Origin of the sequence: Aeromonas sp. 604443, assembly GCF_049170315.1 — a bacterium.
Classification (GTDB): domain Bacteria; phylum Pseudomonadota; class Gammaproteobacteria; order Enterobacterales; family Aeromonadaceae; genus Aeromonas; species Aeromonas veronii_A.
In genome coordinates this window covers 39,070-58,070 of the sequence record NZ_JAAKMI010000019.1, presented here as the reverse complement: position 1 = coordinate 58,070, position 19,001 = coordinate 39,070, and the positions used below count along the sequence as shown (strand labels likewise).

14 protein-coding genes and 1 riboswitch are annotated in these 19,001 nt (G+C 59.7%); of the genes, 8 read left to right on the top strand and 6 right to left on the bottom strand.

Features of this window, described 5'->3' with window-relative positions; genetic code table 11:
- Positions 1–124 precede the first annotated feature (124 nt).
- The gene (locus G5380_RS19325) at positions 125–2,314 is read right to left on the bottom strand and encodes an immunoglobulin-like domain-containing protein (RefSeq protein ID WP_421353028.1); all 2,190 of its coding nucleotides are present in this window, start codon (positions 2,312–2,314) and stop codon (positions 125–127) included.
- 54 nt (positions 2,315–2,368) lie between these two features.
- A riboswitch (cyclic di-GMP riboswitch) is annotated at positions 2,369–2,454 on the bottom strand.
- A 424-nt stretch (positions 2,455–2,878) separates the two neighbouring features.
- On the opposite strand from G5380_RS19325, the gene prlC reads away from it, so the two are divergent.
- A complete protein-coding gene (gene prlC / locus G5380_RS19320; RefSeq protein ID WP_259584446.1) occupies positions 2,879–4,921 on the top strand; it encodes an oligopeptidase A in 2,043 nt (680 codons plus the stop codon).
- Between the two features lie 207 nt (positions 4,922–5,128).
- Positions 5,129–7,675 carry a putative bifunctional diguanylate cyclase/phosphodiesterase gene (locus G5380_RS19315; RefSeq protein ID WP_216952439.1) on the top strand — a complete coding sequence of 849 codons (2,547 nt, stop codon included), beginning with the start codon at positions 5,129–5,131 and terminating at the stop codon, positions 7,673–7,675.
- A 5-nt stretch (positions 7,676–7,680) separates the two neighbouring features.
- On the opposite strand, the gene G5380_RS19310 is transcribed toward G5380_RS19315, so the two are convergent.
- Positions 7,681–8,421, bottom strand: a complete 741-nt coding sequence (locus tag G5380_RS19310; RefSeq protein ID WP_421210054.1) for a substrate-binding periplasmic protein — start codon at positions 8,419–8,421, stop codon at positions 7,681–7,683.
- A 70-nt stretch (positions 8,422–8,491) separates the two neighbouring features.
- Between G5380_RS19310 and G5380_RS19305 the strand changes: the two genes are divergently transcribed.
- Positions 8,492–9,238: a class I SAM-dependent methyltransferase gene (locus tag G5380_RS19305; RefSeq protein WP_216952437.1), complete on the top strand. Its 747-nt coding sequence runs from the start codon at positions 8,492–8,494 to the stop codon at positions 9,236–9,238.
- Between the two features lie 59 nt (positions 9,239–9,297).
- On the opposite strand, the gene G5380_RS19300 is transcribed toward G5380_RS19305, so the two are convergent.
- From G5380_RS19300 to rhlB, 4 genes are all read right to left on the bottom strand, one after another.
- A complete protein-coding gene (locus G5380_RS19300; RefSeq protein WP_266135500.1) occupies positions 9,298–9,567 on the bottom strand; it encodes a Rho-binding antiterminator in 270 nt (89 codons plus the stop codon).
- Between the two features lie 25 nt (positions 9,568–9,592).
- Positions 9,593–10,570 carry a DUF4382 domain-containing protein gene (locus tag G5380_RS19295; protein WP_266135501.1) on the bottom strand — a complete coding sequence of 326 codons (978 nt, stop codon included), beginning with the start codon at positions 10,568–10,570 and terminating at the stop codon, positions 9,593–9,595.
- Positions 10,571–10,765: 195 nt separating this feature from the next.
- Positions 10,766–12,256 (bottom strand): guanosine-5'-triphosphate,3'-diphosphate diphosphatase, encoded by a 1,491-nt coding sequence (gene gppA, locus G5380_RS19290; protein WP_421210052.1) that lies wholly within the window; start codon positions 12,254–12,256, stop codon positions 10,766–10,768.
- An 11-nt stretch (positions 12,257–12,267) separates the two neighbouring features.
- Positions 12,268–13,557 carry an ATP-dependent RNA helicase RhlB gene (gene rhlB / locus G5380_RS19285; RefSeq protein ID WP_005339414.1) on the bottom strand — a complete coding sequence of 430 codons (1,290 nt, stop codon included), beginning with the start codon at positions 13,555–13,557 and terminating at the stop codon, positions 12,268–12,270.
- Positions 13,558–13,670: 113 nt separating this feature from the next.
- Between rhlB and trxA the strand changes: the two genes are divergently transcribed.
- The 5 genes from trxA (at position 13,671) to fre (ending at position 18,916) form a co-directional block, all read left to right on the top strand.
- Positions 13,671–13,997, top strand: coding sequence for a thioredoxin TrxA (trxA, locus tag G5380_RS19280; RefSeq protein WP_005339416.1), 327 nt, complete (start codon positions 13,671–13,673; stop codon positions 13,995–13,997).
- 204 nt (positions 13,998–14,201) lie between these two features.
- A complete protein-coding gene (rho, locus tag G5380_RS19275) occupies positions 14,202–15,467 on the top strand; it encodes a transcription termination factor Rho (RefSeq protein ID WP_005339417.1) in 1,266 nt (421 codons plus the stop codon).
- A 108-nt stretch (positions 15,468–15,575) separates the two neighbouring features.
- The gene (locus tag G5380_RS19270) at positions 15,576–16,568 is read left to right on the top strand and encodes a hypothetical protein (protein ID WP_421353027.1); all 993 of its coding nucleotides are present in this window, start codon (positions 15,576–15,578) and stop codon (positions 16,566–16,568) included.
- A 33-nt stretch (positions 16,569–16,601) separates the two neighbouring features.
- Positions 16,602–18,071, top strand: coding sequence for a 4-hydroxy-3-polyprenylbenzoate decarboxylase (gene ubiD / locus G5380_RS19265; protein ID WP_421249954.1), 1,470 nt, complete (start codon positions 16,602–16,604; stop codon positions 18,069–18,071).
- A gap of 146 nt (positions 18,072–18,217) precedes the next feature.
- Positions 18,218–18,916 (top strand): NAD(P)H-flavin reductase, encoded by a 699-nt coding sequence (gene fre / locus G5380_RS19260; RefSeq protein WP_058053186.1) that lies wholly within the window; start codon positions 18,218–18,220, stop codon positions 18,914–18,916.
- Positions 18,917–19,001 lie beyond the last annotated feature (85 nt).

The following is a 19,001-nucleotide window of genomic DNA, read 5'->3' as shown; positions in this document are numbered from 1 at the left end:
TGGCAAGCATGTAAAAGAGAGGGGCTAACCCGTCCGGGTCAGTGCATCCTGCCCATCGGCAGCGTGGCCGACGGGCAAGATATGGGCGGGGGCCTGTCGGCCCCCGTTAGTGGTTGGGGAAAGGTCAGAGCTTGATCCAGGCATCGCTCCAGGCAGAGCCGGTACCCGGTGCATAGTGGCTGGTCGAGCCGCCACACCAGCCGCTGTAGGGCCAGGGTTTGCACTCGTAGTTGCCACCGGCATTGCTGACCCGATCACCGGCCTGATAGCCGGTGTTGGGAGCGTAGGCCGGGTAGTCACCTTCGCTACCGCCGTTGCTCTCTTCGGTCAGCGCAACCGGGAAGCGCTGTACCACCGGCTTCTGGCCATCTGCCAGACCGGTGATGACTACTTCGTAGCTACCGTCGGTCACATTGCTGCCCTGCAGCACCAGGGTGCTGGTGCCGTTCACCTGGCTGCTGGTGGTACCGTGGCTGTGGCCGCTCTGCTCCAGAGTCGCGGTGATCTGTACCGGGTTGGCGGTGGTCACGTTGAAACGGATGCTGACCTGACCGTTGACTATGGTGTACTCGCTCGCCATGGCGCTGACGGTGAAGTCGCTGCTGCCTTCGGCGGGTGGCGTTGTGCCGCCGCAGTCGCTGTCGCCCTGTACGCGCCAGACGCCCCAGTCACCCGTGGTGCCCGGCTCTTCGTTCTGGGTCCACCAGCCAGCCAGCCAGTTCTTGCCGTTGTGGCTGACGATGTCGCCGCCCACGTAGACCTTCTTGGCATCCCAACTGTTTTCACAGACGGCGCCCTGCTCCCTGACGGTCACGTTGCGCTGCTGGGTTACCTGCTGACCGGCGCTGTCGCTCACCTGATAGGTGAGGGTGTAGCGGCCGACCTTGCTGCTGTCGACGTTGCCGCTGACCTTGATTTGGGCGGTCAGGTCGCCATCTTCTTCATCATGGGCGCTGACGCCGGTCATCGGATCGAAAGCGGTACCCAGTTCCAGCGTGGTGTCGGTGACACCGCTGAACACCGGCTTCATGCTGTAGACCTCGATGGTGCGTACCTGCTCGGTGACGTTGTTGTCGCGATCGCTCACCTTGTAGGTGAGGGGGTAGAGGCCGATGCGCTGGCTGTCTACCGATCCTTCCACCTGGATCTGGCCAGTCAGGTCGCCATCTTCCTTGTCGTTGGCGCTGACCCCGGCCAGCGGATCAAAGGCGGTACCCTGCTTGATGCGGGTATCGCTCAGGCCGCTGAACACCGGCTTGCCGTTGTCGACCGGCGGCGTGATCTCCTGATCGTGGATGAAGGGGCCGTAGCTCTTTATGAAGGATTCGTTGTAGGACTGACCGGCGGCGTTGCGGCCCATGTCCCAGTTGATGGACCAGGTCATCACGCCACGCAGCGGTTGCCCCTCGCTCTTCAGGCGGTTGAAGGCGTTGTAGAGCTTCTGCGGATCCTGCACATAGCCAGTGGCTGCGGCGTCAATGTTGGTCGGAATACCGAACACCAGCTTGTCATGGGGGATCTTGTAGAAGCCGCGGGTACCGTTGCTCAGCGAATCCGCCATGTAGTAGATGAACTCTTCTTTCAGGGCATCGTTGTTCTGGGCAATCCAGCCGATGCCATCGATGTAGATACCGTCGCCACCCTGGTTGTAGAACTGGGGGTTGATCCAGTCGTAGTACCCTTCCAGATTGCGGATATAGGGGATGTAGGCGCCAGTCTGGGTCAGATAGGGGAACTCCGGCGCCATGGTGATGAGGAAGTTTTTCCCCTGGGCGCGGTAGTGATCCTTGACCAGACGCAGGGCCGCCGGGATCACGGTCTGGTTGTCGGCGGCAGTGATGGCGGCCTGTTCCAGGTCGATATCCAGCCCGTCGAAGCCATAGGTCTCCACCAGACGGATGATCTCGTCGGCAAAGGCCTGCTCCTGACCCTTGCGCAGCTCGATGTGTGCATCGGCACCGCCCAGCGCCAGCAGCACGGCACGGCCCTGACGGTTCAGCTCGGCGATCTGCTCGATAAACTGGCTTTCGCTCATGCCGATGGCCGGGTCGAGTTTGAAAGTGGGGATGGGATCGCTGCTATAGACCTTCATGAAGGAGACATCGACCACGTTATATTGCGGGTTGACCTGATCGAGCTTGACGCAGGGGGCGATACCGCCCTTGTAGCCCGAGCCGTCACACCAGTTGTGCCAATAGCCGACTACTACGCCGGACTGGGGGTTGACCATCGCCTGACCGGCACTGGCGGCATATGCCATGGGGGCGCCCATGCCGAGCAGACAGCCCAGCAGGGATAACTTCAATTTGTTCATCTTGATATCTCCATACAGTACAAACGGAGCGTACAGCTATGGCCGAACGCTCCCGGGGGCAGCCCCGCTGTCATAGGTGTTTTCCCTTAGACCGGTGGCTTTGCGTCGCGCCCTTTCGGGTCACTTTGCCTTTTTCACCCGATTTCTGTGCAGCACAGAGAATCAAGTGACCTGAGTAACAGGCTGCTTATGATATGCACTTAAAAATAAATTAATCAACGTATGTGTATGATTTGTTTTGGTTATTAACTTGTTGATTGGTTATTTTCCAAGCATGGAAAGGGCCGGTGATAGGCCGCTGTAACCTACTCTTTTGTCGATTGGATTTGGTCTGCTCCCTTGTGGTTCGAGAGTTGAAAAAGCCGCAAAAAGAGCAAAAAAGTACCGATTATTCATGCTGTTGCCGTCCAGTATCTGGCAGAGAGGTGTTTGAGCTCACAAAGAGGGGAAAACAGTGCCGAGAGGTGGATTCCCGCTTGATTATTGCGTGGCTTGGCCACATGTTAGAAAGCCATACAGAGCTGCTAAAGCGGTCTGTTCAAGACCAAACAAGAGGTAACCGGGATGAATAACCCTTTGCTGACAATGGATTCGCTGCCCCCTTTCAGCCAGATCAAGCCGGAGCAGGTGCAGCCTGCCGTGATTCAGGCGATTGCTGATTGCAAGCAGAAGATCAGCGATGTGCTGGCCCAGCGTGATCCCCATACCTGGGATAGCCTGATTGCCCCGCTGGAAGAGGTAAATGACCGCCTGTCACGGATCTGGTCACCGGTCAGCCACCTCAACTCCGTACTCAACAGCGAAGCGCTGCGCGAGGCCCATGACGCCTGCCTGCCGTTGCTCTCCGAATTCCAGACCTATGTCGGTCAGCATGAAGGGCTCTATCAGGCCTATCTGGCCCTCTCCCAGAGCGATGATTTCCCGCTGCTGAGCGGCGCCCAGCGCAAGGAGATCCAGAATACCCTGCGTGACTTCCGCCTCTCCGGCATCGGTCTGCCTGCCGAGGCGCAGCAGCGTTACGGCGAGATTCAGGCCCGCCTCTCCGAGCTGGCCTCCCGTTTCAGCAACAACGTGCTGGATGCCACCCAGGGCTGGCACAAGCTGGTGGCCGATGAAGCCGAATTGGCCGGTCTGCCCGACAGTGTGCGTGCCGCTGCCCGTCAGATGGCTGAACTTAAAGGCAAAGAGGGGTGGCTGTTCACTCTGGATATCCCTTCCTACCTGCCGGTGATGATGTATGCCGACAACCGCGAGCTGCGCGCCGAGATGTACGAAGCCTTCACCACTCGCGCTTCCGATCAGGGCCCCAATGCGGGCAAGTGGGACAACTCCGCCATCATGAGCGAGCTGCTCACCCTGCGCCGCGAACTGGCTCAGTTGCTGGGCTTTGCCAACTATGCCGAGCTCTCCTTGGCCACCAAGATGGCGGACAAGACCGAACAGGTGGTGAGCTTCCTCACCGATCTGGCGGCCAAATCCCTGCCACAAGGCAAGGCTGAGCTGGAGGAGATCCGCACCTTCGCCGCCGAGCAGCATGGTCAGAGCGAGCTGGCAGCCTGGGATCTCGCCTACTACGCCGAGAAGCTCAAGCAGCACAAATTCTCCATCTCCGACGAGCAGCTGCGCCCCTACTTCCCCGCCAGCAAGGTGGTGAAGGGGCTGTTCGAAGTGGTGAAGCGGGTGTTCGGCATGAAGGTGCGCGAGCGCCTCGGCATCGACACCTGGCACCCGGACGTGCGCTTCTACGACATCTTCGATGCCGACGACGAGCTGCGCGGCAGCTTCTATCTCGACCTCTACGCCCGCGAGCACAAGCAGGGCGGGGCCTGGATGGATGTCTGTCTGGGTCGTCGCTACCGTCAGGATGGCTCGCTGCAAAAACCGGTGGCCTACCTGACCTGCAACTTCAACGGCCCGGTGGATGGCAAGCCTGCGCTGTTCACCCACAACGAAGTGGTCACCCTGTTCCATGAGTTTGGCCACGGCATTCACCACATGCTGACCCGCATCGACGTGGCCGGCGTGGCCGGTATCAACGGCGTGGCCTGGGATGCGGTGGAGCTGCCGAGCCAGTTCCTCGAGAACTGGTGCTGGGAGTCCGAGGCGCTGGCCTTTATCTCCGGCCACTACGAGACCGGCGAGCCGTTGCCTGCCGATCTGCTGGAGAAGATGCTGACCGCCCGCAACTTCCAGGCGGCGATGCAGATGTTGCGCCAGCTGGAGTTCGCCCTGTTCGACTTCCGTCTCCATCAGGAGTTTGACCCGGCCAATCCGGCACAGCTCCCGGCGCTGCTGGACGAGGTACGCAGTCAGGTAGCAGTGATGACGCCACCGGCGTTCAACCGCTTCCAGCACAGCTTCTCCCACATCTTCGCGGGCGGCTATGCGGCGGGCTACTACAGCTACAAGTGGGCCGAGGTGCTCTCTGCCGATGCCTTCTCCCGCTTCGAGGAGGAGGGGATCTTCAACCCGGCCACCGGCCAATCCTTCCTGAAGAATATTCTGGAGAAGGGGGGCTCGAAGGAGCCGATGGAGCTGTTCCGAGCCTTCCGTGGCCGTGAGCCCAAGGTGGATGCACTGCTGCGACACAGCGGGATCGCTGCCTGAGATTCCTGACCCGCCGCCTGTGTGAGCTTCAAGCAGGTACACTGTTTTGCGGCATAGTGGGATCGAGTCGTGATTTCTGCGACAAAAAGGGACCTTTTGGTCCCTTTTTTCAAGGCTTTTTAATATCTTGCTGATTGCATATTTGCACTGCCCACGGCTCTTCAGTAGAGTCGTGTTCTAACCTTCAAGGAGAGAAAGCCACTTGCCATGAGGCGAGCACTCGATTCCGTCTATCAAATCATCTCCAGTCTGGCTCATTCGAGCGGCCAGGGATATTTCGATACCTTTGTGAGTGAAATCGCCGCTGCTGTGATGGCTGATGTCGTCCTGATCGCCAGTAGGGAATCAAATGCTACCCACCTGACGGTTCAGACCGCCTATCCCTCCTCCCTTGACACCGATGCCCTGACGCTGCCACTGACTGACTCTCCCGATGCCATTACCTGGCAGGAGGGGGAAGCCTGGTTCAGCGATCGTCTGCTTCAGCTCTTTGCCAACGTTCCCCTTGCACAGGAGTGGCAACCTCAGGCCTATGCCGGGATTGTCCTCAGGAATGCAGATGGCGAGACCATAGGTATCTGCGCCCTGCTTTATCGTCAGCCGCAGGCCAATATGAGCAAGGTGATTGGGTTACTCCGGTTGCTGGCTCCGTTGGCGGGTCGTGAGCTGGCGCTGATGCTGCAACGACAGCTGCCCCCCCCTCTGCCTGAACCGTCCCATGCATTGCAGAGCATGCTGTTCCAGGCTCCGGTGGGGATCGGTAAGCTGGATCTGGCTGGCCGTATCCTCTGGGCCAACCCGGCCATCGAGCAGATGCTTGGCTATCCCCTCGACGAGTTGCTGCAGCGATCCATCTCCGACATCAACCATCCCGAGGATTGGCAGGGCAGCCTCGTTTGCTACGAAGAGATCCGCCGTGGCGAGCGCAGCAGTTTCACCCGGGAGAAGCGCTACTTCTGCAAGGGGGGGCAGATCCTGTGGGGGCGGGTAACCGTCACCCTGATCCGTGACAAGCAGCAGCAGCCGGACTACCTGATGGTGCTGCTGGAGAATATCGATCCTCTCAAGCGCCATGCGGAGCAGCTCAAGCTCTCCCACCGGGTCTATGACAATCTCTCCGAGGCGATCCTGGTCTGTGATGCCGATAGCCGCATCATCTCGGTCAATCCGGCCTTCGAGCAGATCACCGGCTACAGCAGTGACGAGGTGCGAGGCCAGCGCCCCAGCCTGCTCAAGTCGGGGCTGCACGATCAGACCTTCTATGCCGACATGTACCATGCGCTGGAGCGGGTGGGGGTATGGCGTGGTGAGGTGTGGAACAAGCGCAAGAATGGCAAGCTCTATCCACAGCAGTTGATGATTAGCACCCTGCGGGAAGGGGGCAGGATCAGCCAGTACATCGCCATCTTCAGCGACCTCTCCCAAACCAAACTGGCCGAGCAGAAGATCGCCGCGCAGGCCAACTATGACAACCTCACCAGCCTGCCCAACCGCTGGCTGTTCAGTCGCTGTCTCAGCCGCTTCTGCGAGCGGGGCGAGCGCTTTGCGCTCATGGTGCTCGACCTCAACAACTTCAAGGCGGTCAACAACAGCATGGATCACCATGCCGGTGACGCCCTGTTGCGGGAGGTGTCGGACCGGCTGGTGAGCCGGGTGCGCACCGAGGACCTGGTGGCCCGCATCGGTGGTGACGAGTTCGCCTTTCTGGTGCCAGGCATCGTCACCCGTCGTCAGGCCGAGGTGTTTGCCAAGCAGGTTATCGGTAGCTTTACCCGTCCCTTTATGCTGGCCAACCAGCATCTCTATGTTACGGCAACCGTGGGGATGACCCTCTGCCCCGTCGATGGTAGCGAGAGTGACGAGCTGCTGCGAAACGCCGAACAAGCGTTGTTTGCCGCCAAGCGGCAGGGGCGGTTGATCGGTACCTACTGCTCCTCAATGCGGGAAGAGGTGCGTCAGCGCCACCAGATGCAACAGGATCTGGCGGAGGCGATCAAGCTGGAGCAGTTAACCATGGCCTACCAGCCGATCTGGGACAACCGCAGCGGTCGGGTCGCCAAGCTTGAGGCGCTGGTGCGCTGGTATCACCCCCAGTGGGGACAGGTGTCGCCAGCCGAGTTTATCCCGCTGGCGGAAGAGGCGGGGTTGATTCAGGGGCTGGGTGCGCTGGTGTTGTGGCAATCATGCCGGGATCTGGCTCGGTTGCAGCAGTCCGGCTTCCCTGATCTGCAGATGTCGATTAACCGCTCCACCATGGAGTTCCAGACTATCGACCCTGAGGCGAGCGAGTGGCTCAAGGTGATCCAGCACTTCGGGCTCGATCCTGCCGACATCGTCATCGAAATCACCGAATCTCTGCTGATGGAGAGCAGTGATCAGCACAGGGTGCGGATCGATGCCCTGCGCGAGGCGGGTTGCAAGCTGGCTATCGATGATTTCGGTACCGGCTACTCGGCCCTCAACTATCTGCGCTCTTTCCCGGTGGATCTGGTCAAGATCGACCGCTCTTTTGTGCGCCATATCCCCTTCAACGAGCAGGATCGGATGCTGCTGGACGGCATCATCAACATAGTGCACAACCTCGGTATGCAGGTGGTGATTGAGGGGGTAGAAACCCGCGAGCAACTCAACTTCCTCTGTCAGAAGGGATGTGCCTTCACCCAGGGTTATCTGCTCAGCCGCCCGCTGGCCTATGACGATCTCACCGAATATCTGCAGCTCAATGACAAGGGGATGTTTCTGCAGATCAGTTAGGGGGTTTACTCCTTCGATGTCATCTCTGCCTGCTTCGTTTGCAGTGTCCGGTAATTCTCGCCGAGATAGCGCAGATAGATGCGATCCAGTACCCCTTCATCCAGCATCTGTTGCAGCGCCTTGTTGTAGGCAGGCAACAGGTCTGCTTTCTGCTTGCCAAAACAGAGGTAGAGCGGTGTCGAGTCGATAAAGGGGGTGAGGGGGCGGATCTTGACGTCCTGCTCCCTGGAGAGGATGGGGGCCGAGAAGTAGTCGAGGATGATGAGGTCAACCCGGCTCTTCTCAAGCAACAGCAGCAACTGCTTGTCTGAATGGGCCTTGATGGGGTCCCATCCGGTGAAGTTCCTGATCTTGTCGGTATAGTCATAGCCCCTGACCATCCCTACTTTCAGCCCCTTGGCCATCTCCCACGAGAAGTTCTGTAGCGGACTGTCACTGCGCACATAGGCGGCCAGCGGATAGAAGGCGGTAGCAAGATCAGAGTGGTAGCAGTCGGGGAGGGGGGCATTGTCGAGGATGCCATCAGCCAGTTGGGTACTCACATACTGTTCGCAGCGCCCCCACGGCAGTTCGAGCAGGGTTAGGGTCATTCCGAGGCGTCTGGTTGCTTCCTGATGGATCTCCACCGATATCCCTTCCATCAGTTTGCCCTGTTCGGCGTAGGAGAAGGGGGGCCAGTCTACACCGCATACCTTGAGACTGGTGCTGCTCTGGGCGGCAAGCAACAGGGCTATCAGCAGCTGCATGGGATTCTCCGGGATATGAGGGGGGTTGTGGTACACTCGCTTCACTGAACTTAGAACGCATCCAGAGACCATGCAAATCCTCCTCGAAGACCCCGCCAAGGCCGCGCAGGCAGACGCGCTGGCCAGCCAGCTTGGCCAAATCGACCTTCCCCTGTTTGCTCTGGTGTTTACCCCGGAGCGGCTGGAGTTGCGCAAGCTGGATGAGCCCAAGCTGGGGGCCGTCTATGTGGATTTCGTCGAAGGGGCCGTCGCCCATCGCCGCAAATTTGGCGGCGGTCGTGGCCAGTCCATCGCCAAGGCAGTGGGGCTCAAGGCCGGCGCCACACCGACCGTAGTGGATGCCACTGCCGGACTGGGGCGTGATGCCTTCGTTCTGGCTTCTCTTGGTTGCAAGGTGACCCTGATCGAACGCAGCCCTGTGGTAGCCGCCCTGCTGCAGGATGGTCTGGCTCGAGCCGCCGAAGACCCGGAGATTGGCCCCTGGGTGCGCGAGCGGATGCAGTTGCTGCACGGCCCGGCGGTGGAGACCTTGCTAGGGCTAACCGAGCGGCCTGACGTCATCTACCTCGACCCCATGTTCCCCCACAAACAGAAGTCGGCGCTGGTGAAAAAAGAGATGCGGGTGTTTCAGTCGCTGGTGGGGCCGGATCTTGACGCCGATGCCCTGCTGCCGGCGGCGCTGAAGATGGCACAAAAGCGGGTAGTGGTGAAGCGACCGGACTATGCTGGCTGGCTCAATGAGCACAAACCCAGCATGGCTATCGAGACCAAGAGCAACCGCTTCGATGTCTATGTGATGGCGGCGCTGGCGGGATAACGCCGCACGCGAGGGGTAAAAGAAGAGGGCCAACCCGATGGGGTTGGCCCTCTTGCCATCTATTGGCCGTCTGACTGGGCTGGTGGAGCGAAGCGGATCAGCTTCTCCTCTCCCTGCCAGCTGAATCTCATGGTCGCCAGATCCGCCAGACTGAGTTGCTCGCCGCTGTGCAGCTGGAGATACTCTACTCCATCGCGGGCCTCTATGGTGCGGATCCGATCCGCCCACTGACGTCCGTCCCGACTGGTCAGCGCGACCGGCAACTGCCAGCTGGCGGCGATCTCCAGCCAGTCGTAGAGATCGCAACTGATGGGTTGGTAGGTGTTCATGTGCGGGTTGCCCTCTTGTCGCCGGTTACTGGAAATTGATGATGGTGGCGGGCGCCACCACCGCCTGGGCTTTCTGCACCTGTTCCAGTTGCAGCGGGTCGCCAGCCAGCGCCGGATCGTCCTCGTGGCCATTGCAGACCAGCGCCAGATCGTAGCTACCGAGATTAACAAATCCCAACTCGTAACCAAAGCCGCCACCGCTTTGCGGCAACACGGGCGCGCTGGCATAGAAGCCGTTGTCGCTGTCCGCCATGTCGGGGTAGTTGTCGTCACTTCTGGGTTGGTAGAAGTAGACGAAAGCCTTGTCGGTCAGCAGGCCGCCACACAAGCCAGCTGCTACCGTGCCCCTGACGATGGTGACCTGGGTGTTATTCACCAGCCGCACCCCTCTGGGCTTGAGCTTGTAGTACTGCTCGTGGCCGGGCAGCACCATGGCCTGGCGCAGGTCGAACTCGGTGGTGAAGGCGCTGAGGCCGTTTGCTGCGATGGTGAAGGCATCCAGCTTGAGCTCGCTGCTTGGCACTTCCAGCGGCTTGATCCCCCCATCATCCCGTTTGACGTAGGAGTAGGGGGTGCCATTCAGAAATTGGTTGCTGACCTCCCGTCCATCCAGTATCCGCAACCTCATCTGGCTGTAGTCACCGGGCATCACGCTCTGACCGGACAGCAGGGGGCGACTGGCGGATCCTTGATAACTCAGCAGGTCGATGTAGGTGAACTGCGGCCGGTCTGCACTGTCGAGCGGTATCGTCTCGCCGCTCGGGGTGCAGCCATCGTCCTGGGCCGAGGTGAGAAAACTGGCGGTGGTCCAGATCTGTTCGTTGCCGGCGACGGGGTGGATGCTGATGTTGGCGACGGCGATGCAGACCTTGCTGACCGCATCCACCGGGGCGTCGGAGAAGGCCAGCGAGAGCTGGGCTGGTTGTGGTTGGCTATTGCTGTCGCCACCACCGCCGCAGGCGGTGAGCAGGGTGGTCAGTCCGATCAGAGTCAAGGATTTCATGGCGTCCATTCCGGTTGGTTATGAAGACACCCCAACTCTAGTCGAACGTTGGTCATGAAGGGGAGGCTGGGCCCAGACGCAAGGGCGGGATCTGCCCGTCAGCCCAATAACATCAAGGTGCAGGCCTGAGTAGCACCAGTGTTGGCTGCGAAAGAGATTGTCGGAACGCCGGGGCACTGATTGGGCGTGGCCCAATCAGGCTTCCAGCAGGCGGGTGGGCCAGCCCATTTTCTGCTGGCGCTCTACCTCGAGGCGCAGCTCGCTGGCACGCAGGTAGTGTTCATCCATCCAGCCCTTGGGCAGGGTCAGGGTCAGTGACTCCTCTTCTGCCTGCAGGGTGAAGCTGGGCACTGTGCCCTGGGTGCGGCGCATGCAGAGGATCAGCGCGATGCGCAGGATACGGGCCAGCCGGATCGCCTGACGACCGGTGACTGCACCCTGTTTCTCCAGTGGTTCCAGCTTGAATTCGTCCCGCTGGTTGAACAGCAGGGCCGACAACAGCTTCTTTTGCGCAGGGGTAAAGCCCGGCATGTCGATGTTGTCGATGATGTAGGCGGCGTGTTGCGGCGCCTTCTTGTACTCGATACAGAGGCCGATCTCGTGCAGCAGGGCAGCATAACGCAAGATTGGGCGGCCGTAGCGTTTGGAGAGTCGCCAGGCCGGTTGCAGCAGGTTGAACGCCTCGACGGCGGTATCGCGCACCCGTTCGGCGTGCTCTTTATCCAGCTGATAGCGGCTGATCAGGCTGTCGGCGGTACGATCCCGGGCATCACAGTCGTGATTGTTGCCAAGCAGACCGTAGATCAGTCCTTCACGCAGGGCGCCACCCGCGAGGGTCATGCTCTCGATATCGAGGGTTTCGAAGATGGCAATCAGGATGGCGAGGCCGGAGGGGAACACTGTCAGCCGCTCGGCCGCCAGCCCTTCCAGCTGCAGCCGGTCGAGCTTGCCGCAGGCGATGGCCTGACCCATCAGCTCCTGCAGTTTCGGCAGGGTGACCCGCTCGCTCTTCCCTTGCGCCAGCATGATCTCTTGCAGCGCCTGTACCGTGCCGGAGGCGCCAACGCAGGTGCGCCAGCCAAGGGCTCGGTAATCATCCGCCACCTTCTCCAGCACCGCCTTGGCGGCGGCAATCGCCTGCTCGAAACGGGCTTCGGAGAGCTCGCCATCACCGAAGTGATTGTTGAGCCAGGTGACGCAGCCCATGTGCAGGCTGTTGAGCAGTTTTGCTTCGCTATGTTCGCCGATCACCAGTTCGGTACTGGCACCGCCGATGTCGATCACCAGCCGGTTGCCTTCCCCGGCAGAGGTCCAGGAGACCCCTTCATAGATGGTCTTGGCCTCTTCCTCGCCCGAGATGATCTCGATGCTGTGGTTGAGTACCCGTTCCGCTTCGCTGAGGAACTCATCGACGTTGGTGGCAAGTCGTAAGGTTGCGGTGCCCACCACCCGGATATTGTCGGCCGGAATGTCCTGCAACTGTTCGGAGAAGAGACGCAAACAGTCCCAGCCCCGCTCCATGGCGGCACGGCTGAGACGAAATTCCGGATCGAGCCCGGCTGCGAGGCGAACCTTGCGCTTGACCTTGGCGACGGTGCGCAGGGCACCGGCGACCTCGCGCACCACCAGCATATGAAAGCTGTTGGAGCCGAGGTCGATAGCGGCATAGAGAGGCGAGTTGTGCAACGGGCCTGTCCTTAGCTCTTGCGCGGCGGACGACGACGGTTGTTGCTGTTGCCACCGCCCTGACGATCCCGCATGTTGCGGTTCACCGGCTGACGGTTGCGGAACACCCGTTTCGGCGGGGTCACGTCATCCAGCAGCGCTTCGCGATCATATTTGCTGACCGGAATGGCGTGGTGGATGTACTCCTCGATGGCCGGCAGGTTGAAGGCATAGTCTTCACAGGCCAGGCTGATGGAGTGACCGCTCTTGCCGGCACGACCGGTACGACCGATACGGTGTACATAGTCTTCGGCGTCGTCGGGCAGGTCATAGTTGAAGACGTGGGTCACGTCAGGGATGTGCAGACCACGGGCGGCCACGTCGGTGGCGACCAGAATATCGAGCGCACCCTTGGTGAAATCCTCGAGGATCTTCATCCGTTTCTTCTGCGGCACATCACCGGTCAGCAGACCGACGCGGTGGCCGTCATTCTCCAGCCAGGCATGGACGTCTTCACAGACATGCTTGGTGTTGGCGAAGACGATGGCTTTTTCCGGCCACTCCTCTTCCATCAGGGAGAGCAGCAGCAACATCTTGTCTTCATTGGAGGGGTAGAACAGCTCCTCCTTGATCCGCACACCGGTCATCTGCTCCGGCTCGACCTGCACATGTTCCGGGTGGTTCATGTGTTCGTAGGCCAACTCCTGCACGCGCAGGGAGAGTGTGGCGGAGAACAGCATGCTAAGGCGCTCGGTCGCGGGCGGCATGCGGCGGAACAGGAAGCGGATGTCCTTGATGAAGCCCAGATCGAACATGCGATCCGCTTCGTCCAGTACCACGACCTGAATGTTGCTCAGGTCGATGACCTTGGACTTGAAGTAGTCGATGATGCGGCCAGTAGTGCCGATCAGGATGTCGACGCCCTGCTCCAGCACGGCCAGCTGCTTGTCGTAACCTTCGCCGCCGTAGGCGAGGCCGAGTTTCAGGCCGGTAGAGGCGGCGATGCTGTCGGCATCGTTATAGATCTGTACTGCCAGTTCCCGGGTGGGTGCCATGATGATGGCTCTGGGTTGGTTAACCAGACGGGGCTTGGTCAGCGGGTGAGTCAGCAAATAGTTGAATGTCGCGGCCAGGAAGGCAATAGTCTTGCCGGTGCCTGTCTGGGCCTGACCGGCGAGGTCATGACCTTCTACCAGCAGTGGCAGAGACAGTGCCTGGATGGGCGTGCAATAGTGAAATCCCTTTGATTCCAGACCAGCCAGAACTTCGGGTTCGAGGCCCATTTGGGCGAATTTGTCGGTCGTTAAGTGTGTTTTGCTCATGGCGGTAGGTTATCAGGTTAGGCTTGCAATAATAAACAGGATCATTTCAAATAGGGCAACTATTGCCTTTGTTGATATGTCAATAAAGCCTTAATTACTGACTGGAGTTGGAGATGAGTGACAAGATTGTTCAGCTGAGCGATGCCAGCTTCGAGGCAGATGTAATCAAAGCCGATGGCGCCGTTCTGGTCGACTTCTGGGCCGAGTGGTGTGGTCCGTGCAAGATGATTGCCCCGATCCTGGAAGAAGTTGCCCAAGAGTACGAAGGTCGCGTGACCGTAGCCAAACTGAACATCGACCATAACTCTGATACTCCGCCGAAGTACGGCATTCGTGGTATCCCGACCCTCTTGCTGTTCAAGAATGGCGAAGTGGCAGCGACCAAGGTCGGTGCACTGTCCAAGACTCAGCTGAAAGAGTTCCTGGACGGCAACCTGTAATAATTAAAGAGGAGCGCATTGCAATAATGCGCTCCTTGTGTTTTATCACCTAGACGCTCATCCCGATTGGTGCTAGTTTATCGCTCGTTTGCTAACCTTTTTGCCTGACTCTTTGCTAACCACAGCCTGGCAATCAAATCCGATCAGCATCAATCCAGCAGACTGTCTCCTCATTTCAATCCTTGCTTACAGACTTTCACCACTATGAATCTGACTGAATTAAAGAACACTCCTGTGTCCGAGCTGGTCAAGCTTGGCGAATCCATGGGGTTGGAAAATCTGGCTCGGGCGCACAAGAAAGATATTATTTTTGCAATCCTCAAGGCGCACGCCAAGGGTGGTGAAGATATCTTTGGCGACGGTGTGCTGGAAATCCTGACCGATGGTTTCGGCTTCCTGCGCAGTGCAGACGGCTCCTATCTGGCAGGCCCTGACGATATCTACGTCTCCCCGAGCCAGATCCGCCGTTTCAACCTGCGTACCGGCGATACCATTTCCGGCAAGATCCGGCCACCGAAAGAGGGCGAACGCTACTTCGCACTGCTCAAGGTCAATGAGGTCAACTACGACCGTCCGGAAAACTCCCGCAACAAGATCCTGTTTGAAAACCTTACCCCCCTGCATGCCAACGAACGTCTGCGTATGGAACGGGGTAATGGCTCTACCGAAGATATCACCGCCCGTGTACTGGATCTGGCTTCCCCCATCGGTAAAGGCCAGCGTGGCCTGATCGTGGCGCCGCCCAAGGCCGGTAAGACCATGCTGCTGCAGAACATCGCCCAGAGCATCGCCTACAACCACCCGGACTGTGAACTGATCGTTCTGCTGATCGACGAGCGTCCGGAAGAAGTGACCGAGATGCAGCGGATGGTGAAAGGTGAAGTGATCGCATCCACCTTTGACGAACCTGCTTCCCGTCACGTTCAGGTTGCCGAAATGGTGATCGAGAAGGCCAAGCGCCTGGTCGAACACAAGAAAGACGTGGTGATCCTGCTGGACTCCATCACCCGTCTGGCCCGTGCCTACAACACCGTCATCCCGTCATCCGGCAAGGTACTGACCGGTGGTGTGGATGCCAACGCCCTGCACCGTCCCAAGCGCTTCTTCGGCGCCGCGCGTAATGTTGAAGAGGGCGGCAGCCTGACCATCATCGCCACCGCGCTGATCGATACCGGTTCCAAAATGGACGAGGTTATCTACGAAGAGTTCAAGGGTACCGGCAACATGGAACTGCATCTCTCGCGCAAGATTGCCGAGAAGCGCGTCTACCCGGCCATCGACATCACCCGCTCAGGTACTCGTAAAGAAGAGCTGCTCACCTCCGGTGACGAGCTGCAGAAGATGTGGATCCTGCGCAAGATTGTCCACCCGATGGGCGAGATCGACGGTATCGAATTCCTCATCGACAAGCTGGCGATGACCAAGACCAACGACGAGTTCTTCGACGCCATGCGGCGCCAGCAGAAGTAAGTCCGGTCAGAAAATGACGAAACCGCGGCCTTGGTCGCGGTTTTTGTTTATCTGTTTTCCGGTCGCCCTAGTAGTATGAGATCCCGATGTCACATGGATGGAGACGTCATGAAGCCTGTTTTCTGGTTATTGCTGGGGTTGCTGAGTGCAATGCCAGTCTATGTGCAGAGTGCTCCGGTCGCGGTGACAGCCGAGACGTTGCAGACGCACCAGCGCTATCTGGCGGGCCGTCTGCAGGAGGGGCAATTTGCAGCCATAGACTCTCTGCTGGCGACCCTGAGCCGCGAGCGGCGGGAGTTCCTGCTGTTGCAGCTGCTGCGGGATATTCCGGTTACCGCTCCTGCGTCCCCCGCGTTGCAACGCTGGGTCGAGGCACAGGCCGACAAGGCCCCCGAGTGGCTCATGGAGCAGCAGGTCGACGGTTTTCTGGTGCAGCAACCGGTTTATGATTTTGCCGCGCGTGCCCGTCAGTTGCTGGGGGAGTGGCAATTGCAATCACTGGTGCAGCACTATCGGCAGCAGCTTGCCCAGGGCAGCTTCCAGCTAAAGTCCATCTACTACAGCAGTAACCCCGATCTCGCCATGCAGCAGCAAGCTCTGTTGCTGGCCCTCGACACCTTGCCGCAACCGATCTGGATGCGGGAGGTGCAAGCGCTGGCCAGCCAGAATATCTATCTGCCCGACAATCATCTGTTGTTCCATCTGTTGCAGCGCACCGGCGAACCGGCGCTCTATAGCATGCTGTGGCGGCGGCCGGCAGATCAGGATGCGCTGCGTGCTCTCTCTACCATCAACCGCTTCCATCACGGCAGCGCTGCCAGCGATCTGCTGATTGCCGCCAGTGGCAACGAGGGATTGAAGGGGGCCGCCCTGCGGCATCTGAGCGCGCTCTCCCCCTTGCCGCCGCAGGCCCAGAAATACCTGCTGGCGGAACTCTCCAACCGTCAATACGGGGCGCTGGTGGCCGGTCTGTTGATGGAGGTGGACGAGCCCCAGCTGCTCTCTGCGCTGGCCAGACGCCTCGGCCAGCGTGACATGCCACCCATTGCACCGAGTCTGCTGCCCGATTCGGGTACACCCGATGGGCAGCCAGGGTTATAATGCGTGACCTCCTGAACCCGGTTGGGAACTTGCATGAAATACAAGGATTTGCGTGATTTCATCGCGCAGCTGGAACAAAACGGACAACTCAAGCGCATCACCCGCGAGATAGATCCCTATCTGGAGATGACCGAGATCAGCGATCGCACCCTGCGTGCGGGTGGCCCGGCTCTGCTGTTCGAAAATCCCAAAGGCTACACCATGCCGGTGCTGACCAACCTGTTCGGTACCCCGGATCGGGTTGCCATGGGCATGGGGCAGCCCGATGTGGGCGCCCTGCGTCAGGTCGGGGTCTGGCTCTCCTATCTCAAGGAGCCCGAGCCGCCCAAGGGATTCAAGGAGCTGATGGAGAAGCTGCCGATCTTCAAGCAGGTGCTCAACATGCCGACCAAGCGGCTCTCTTCCGCCCCCTGCCAGCAGGTGGTGCAGGAGGGAGATGCGGTCGATCTCGACCAGATCCCGATCCAGCACTGCTGGCCCGGCGATGTGGCACCGCTGGTCACCTGGGGCCTCACCATCACCCGTGGCCCCTACAAGAAGCGCCAGAACCTCGGCATCTATCGCCAGCAGAAGATCGCCAAAAACAAGCTGATCATGCGCTGGCTGGATCATCGTGGCGGTGCCATCGATTTTCGCGAGTGGCAGGAGTCCCATCCCGGTGAGCGATTCCCGGTGGTGGTGGCACTTGGCGCCGATCCCGCGACCATTCTCGGCGCGGTGACGCCGGTGCCGGATACTCTCTCCGAATATGCCTTTGCCGGTCTGCTACGTGGCAGTCGTACCGAGGTGATCAAGGCCATCAGCTGCGATCTGGAGGTGCCCGCCAGCGCAGAAATCGTGCTGGAAGGCTATCTGGAACCGGGCGAAATGGCGCCGGAAGGGCCCTATGGCGACCACACCGGTTACTACAACGAGGTGGACGAGTTCCCGGTCTTCACCATCACCCACATCACCAAGCGGCGCGATGCCATCTATCACAGTACCTACACCGGCCGTCCGCCTGATGAACCGGCGGTGCTGGGTCTGGCGCTGAACGAGGTGTTCGTGCCGCTGCTGCAGAAGCAGTTCCCCGAGATTGTGGACTTCTATCTGCCGCCGGAGGGGTGCTCCTACCGGATGGCGGTGGTGACCATCAAGAAACGCTACCCGGGCCATGCCAAGCGGGTGATGCTGGGAGTCTGGTCATTCCTGCGCCAGTTCATGTACACCAAGTTCGTGGTGGTGTGTGACGATGACGTCAACGCTCGCGACTGGAAGGATGTGATCTGGGCCATCACCACCCGGATGGACCCGGCACGGGACACCACCTTGATCGAGCACACCCCGATCGACTATCTGGACTTCGCCTCGCCGATCTCCGGCCTCGGCTCCAAGATGGGGCTGGATGCCACCAACAAGTGGCCGGGCGAGACCAATCGGGAGTGGGGTCAACCCATAGTGCAGGATGAGGCGGTGAAGCAGAAGGTCGATGCCATCTGGGATGAGCTCAATATCCTCGGATGAGGCAAACATGAGAGCTTTGCTGCAAAAAGTGATGCGATCCGCACTGATTTGAGTATTCTCGACTGACGGGGCCAGGGCTGCTGGTCGTCACTCCATAGTGAAACAATGAGCGAAGCGGGCCGAGCGAGCCCGCCACAAGGACAAGAATGCAACGTATCAAATGCCGCGTAGAGGAACTGCGCGAATATGTCGACACCATCTGGCATGTGGCCCTGGCGCCGCAGCAAGCGATCAGCTTCAAGCCGGGCCAGTATCTGCTGGTGGTGATGAGCGATTCGGACAAGCGCCCCTTCTCCATCGCCAACTCGCCGACCCGCCCGGGCGTGCTGGAGCTGCAAATTGGTGCCACTCCCGAGAACGCCTATGCCGGTCAGGTGCTGGCCCGCATGCGCGAGCAGGGGGAGATCGAGGTCGAATTGCCGGCTGGCAAGGCGTTCCTGCGCGATGAGTCTCCCCGTCCGCTGATCCTGATGGCGGGCGGCACCGGCTTCTCTTACGCCCGCTCCATTCTGGAATATCTGATCGACACAGGCAGCAAGCGCCCGGTGTTCTTCTACTGGGGGGTACGTCAGGCTCACTGGCTCTACGAACTGGAGCAGATGCAGCAGTGGGAGCGTGACTATGCGCCGCTCACCTTTATCCCGGTGGTGCAGGAGCCGGATGCTGACTGGACCGGCAAGAGCGGACTGGTGCACAAGGCGATCATGGATGACTTCGTCAGCCTCCACGACTACGACATCTATGTCGCCGGTCGCTTCGAGATGGCGGGGGCCGCGCGTGAGGAGTTCAAGATCCTCGGCGCCGAGCCGGAGCGCATCTTCGGTGACGCCTACGAATTTATCTGACGGGATCCCCGCTTGGATGACGCAGCCCCCGGTTTTGCCGGGGGCTTTTGTTTTTGTGGCTGCCGCAGTACCTGATCGTACCGAA

Coding starts and splice junctions, on each gene's coding strand:
- G5380_RS19325 (WP_421353028.1), bottom strand. CDS start 2,314: ATGAACAAATTGAAGTTATCCCTGCTGGGCTGTCTGCTCGGCATGGGC.
- prlC (WP_259584446.1), top strand. CDS start 2,879: ATGAATAACCCTTTGCTGACAATGGATTCGCTGCCCCCTTTCAGCCAG.
- G5380_RS19315 (WP_216952439.1), top strand. CDS start 5,129: ATGAGGCGAGCACTCGATTCCGTCTATCAAATCATCTCCAGTCTGGCT.
- G5380_RS19310 (WP_421210054.1), bottom strand. CDS start 8,421: ATGCAGCTGCTGATAGCCCTGTTGCTTGCCGCCCAGAGCAGCACCAGT.
- G5380_RS19305 (WP_216952437.1), top strand. CDS start 8,492: ATGCAAATCCTCCTCGAAGACCCCGCCAAGGCCGCGCAGGCAGACGCG.
- G5380_RS19300 (WP_266135500.1), bottom strand. CDS start 9,567: ATGAACACCTACCAACCCATCAGTTGCGATCTCTACGACTGGCTGGAG.
- G5380_RS19295 (WP_266135501.1), bottom strand. CDS start 10,570: ATGAAATCCTTGACTCTGATCGGACTGACCACCCTGCTCACCGCCTGC.
- rhlB (WP_005339414.1), bottom strand. CDS start 13,557: ATGAGCAAAACACACTTAACGACCGACAAATTCGCCCAAATGGGCCTC.
- trxA (WP_005339416.1), top strand. CDS start 13,671: ATGAGTGACAAGATTGTTCAGCTGAGCGATGCCAGCTTCGAGGCAGAT.
- rho (WP_005339417.1), top strand. CDS start 14,202: ATGAATCTGACTGAATTAAAGAACACTCCTGTGTCCGAGCTGGTCAAG.
- G5380_RS19270 (WP_421353027.1), top strand. CDS start 15,576: ATGAAGCCTGTTTTCTGGTTATTGCTGGGGTTGCTGAGTGCAATGCCA.
- ubiD (WP_421249954.1), top strand. CDS start 16,602: ATGAAATACAAGGATTTGCGTGATTTCATCGCGCAGCTGGAACAAAAC.
- fre (WP_058053186.1), top strand. CDS start 18,218: ATGCAACGTATCAAATGCCGCGTAGAGGAACTGCGCGAATATGTCGAC.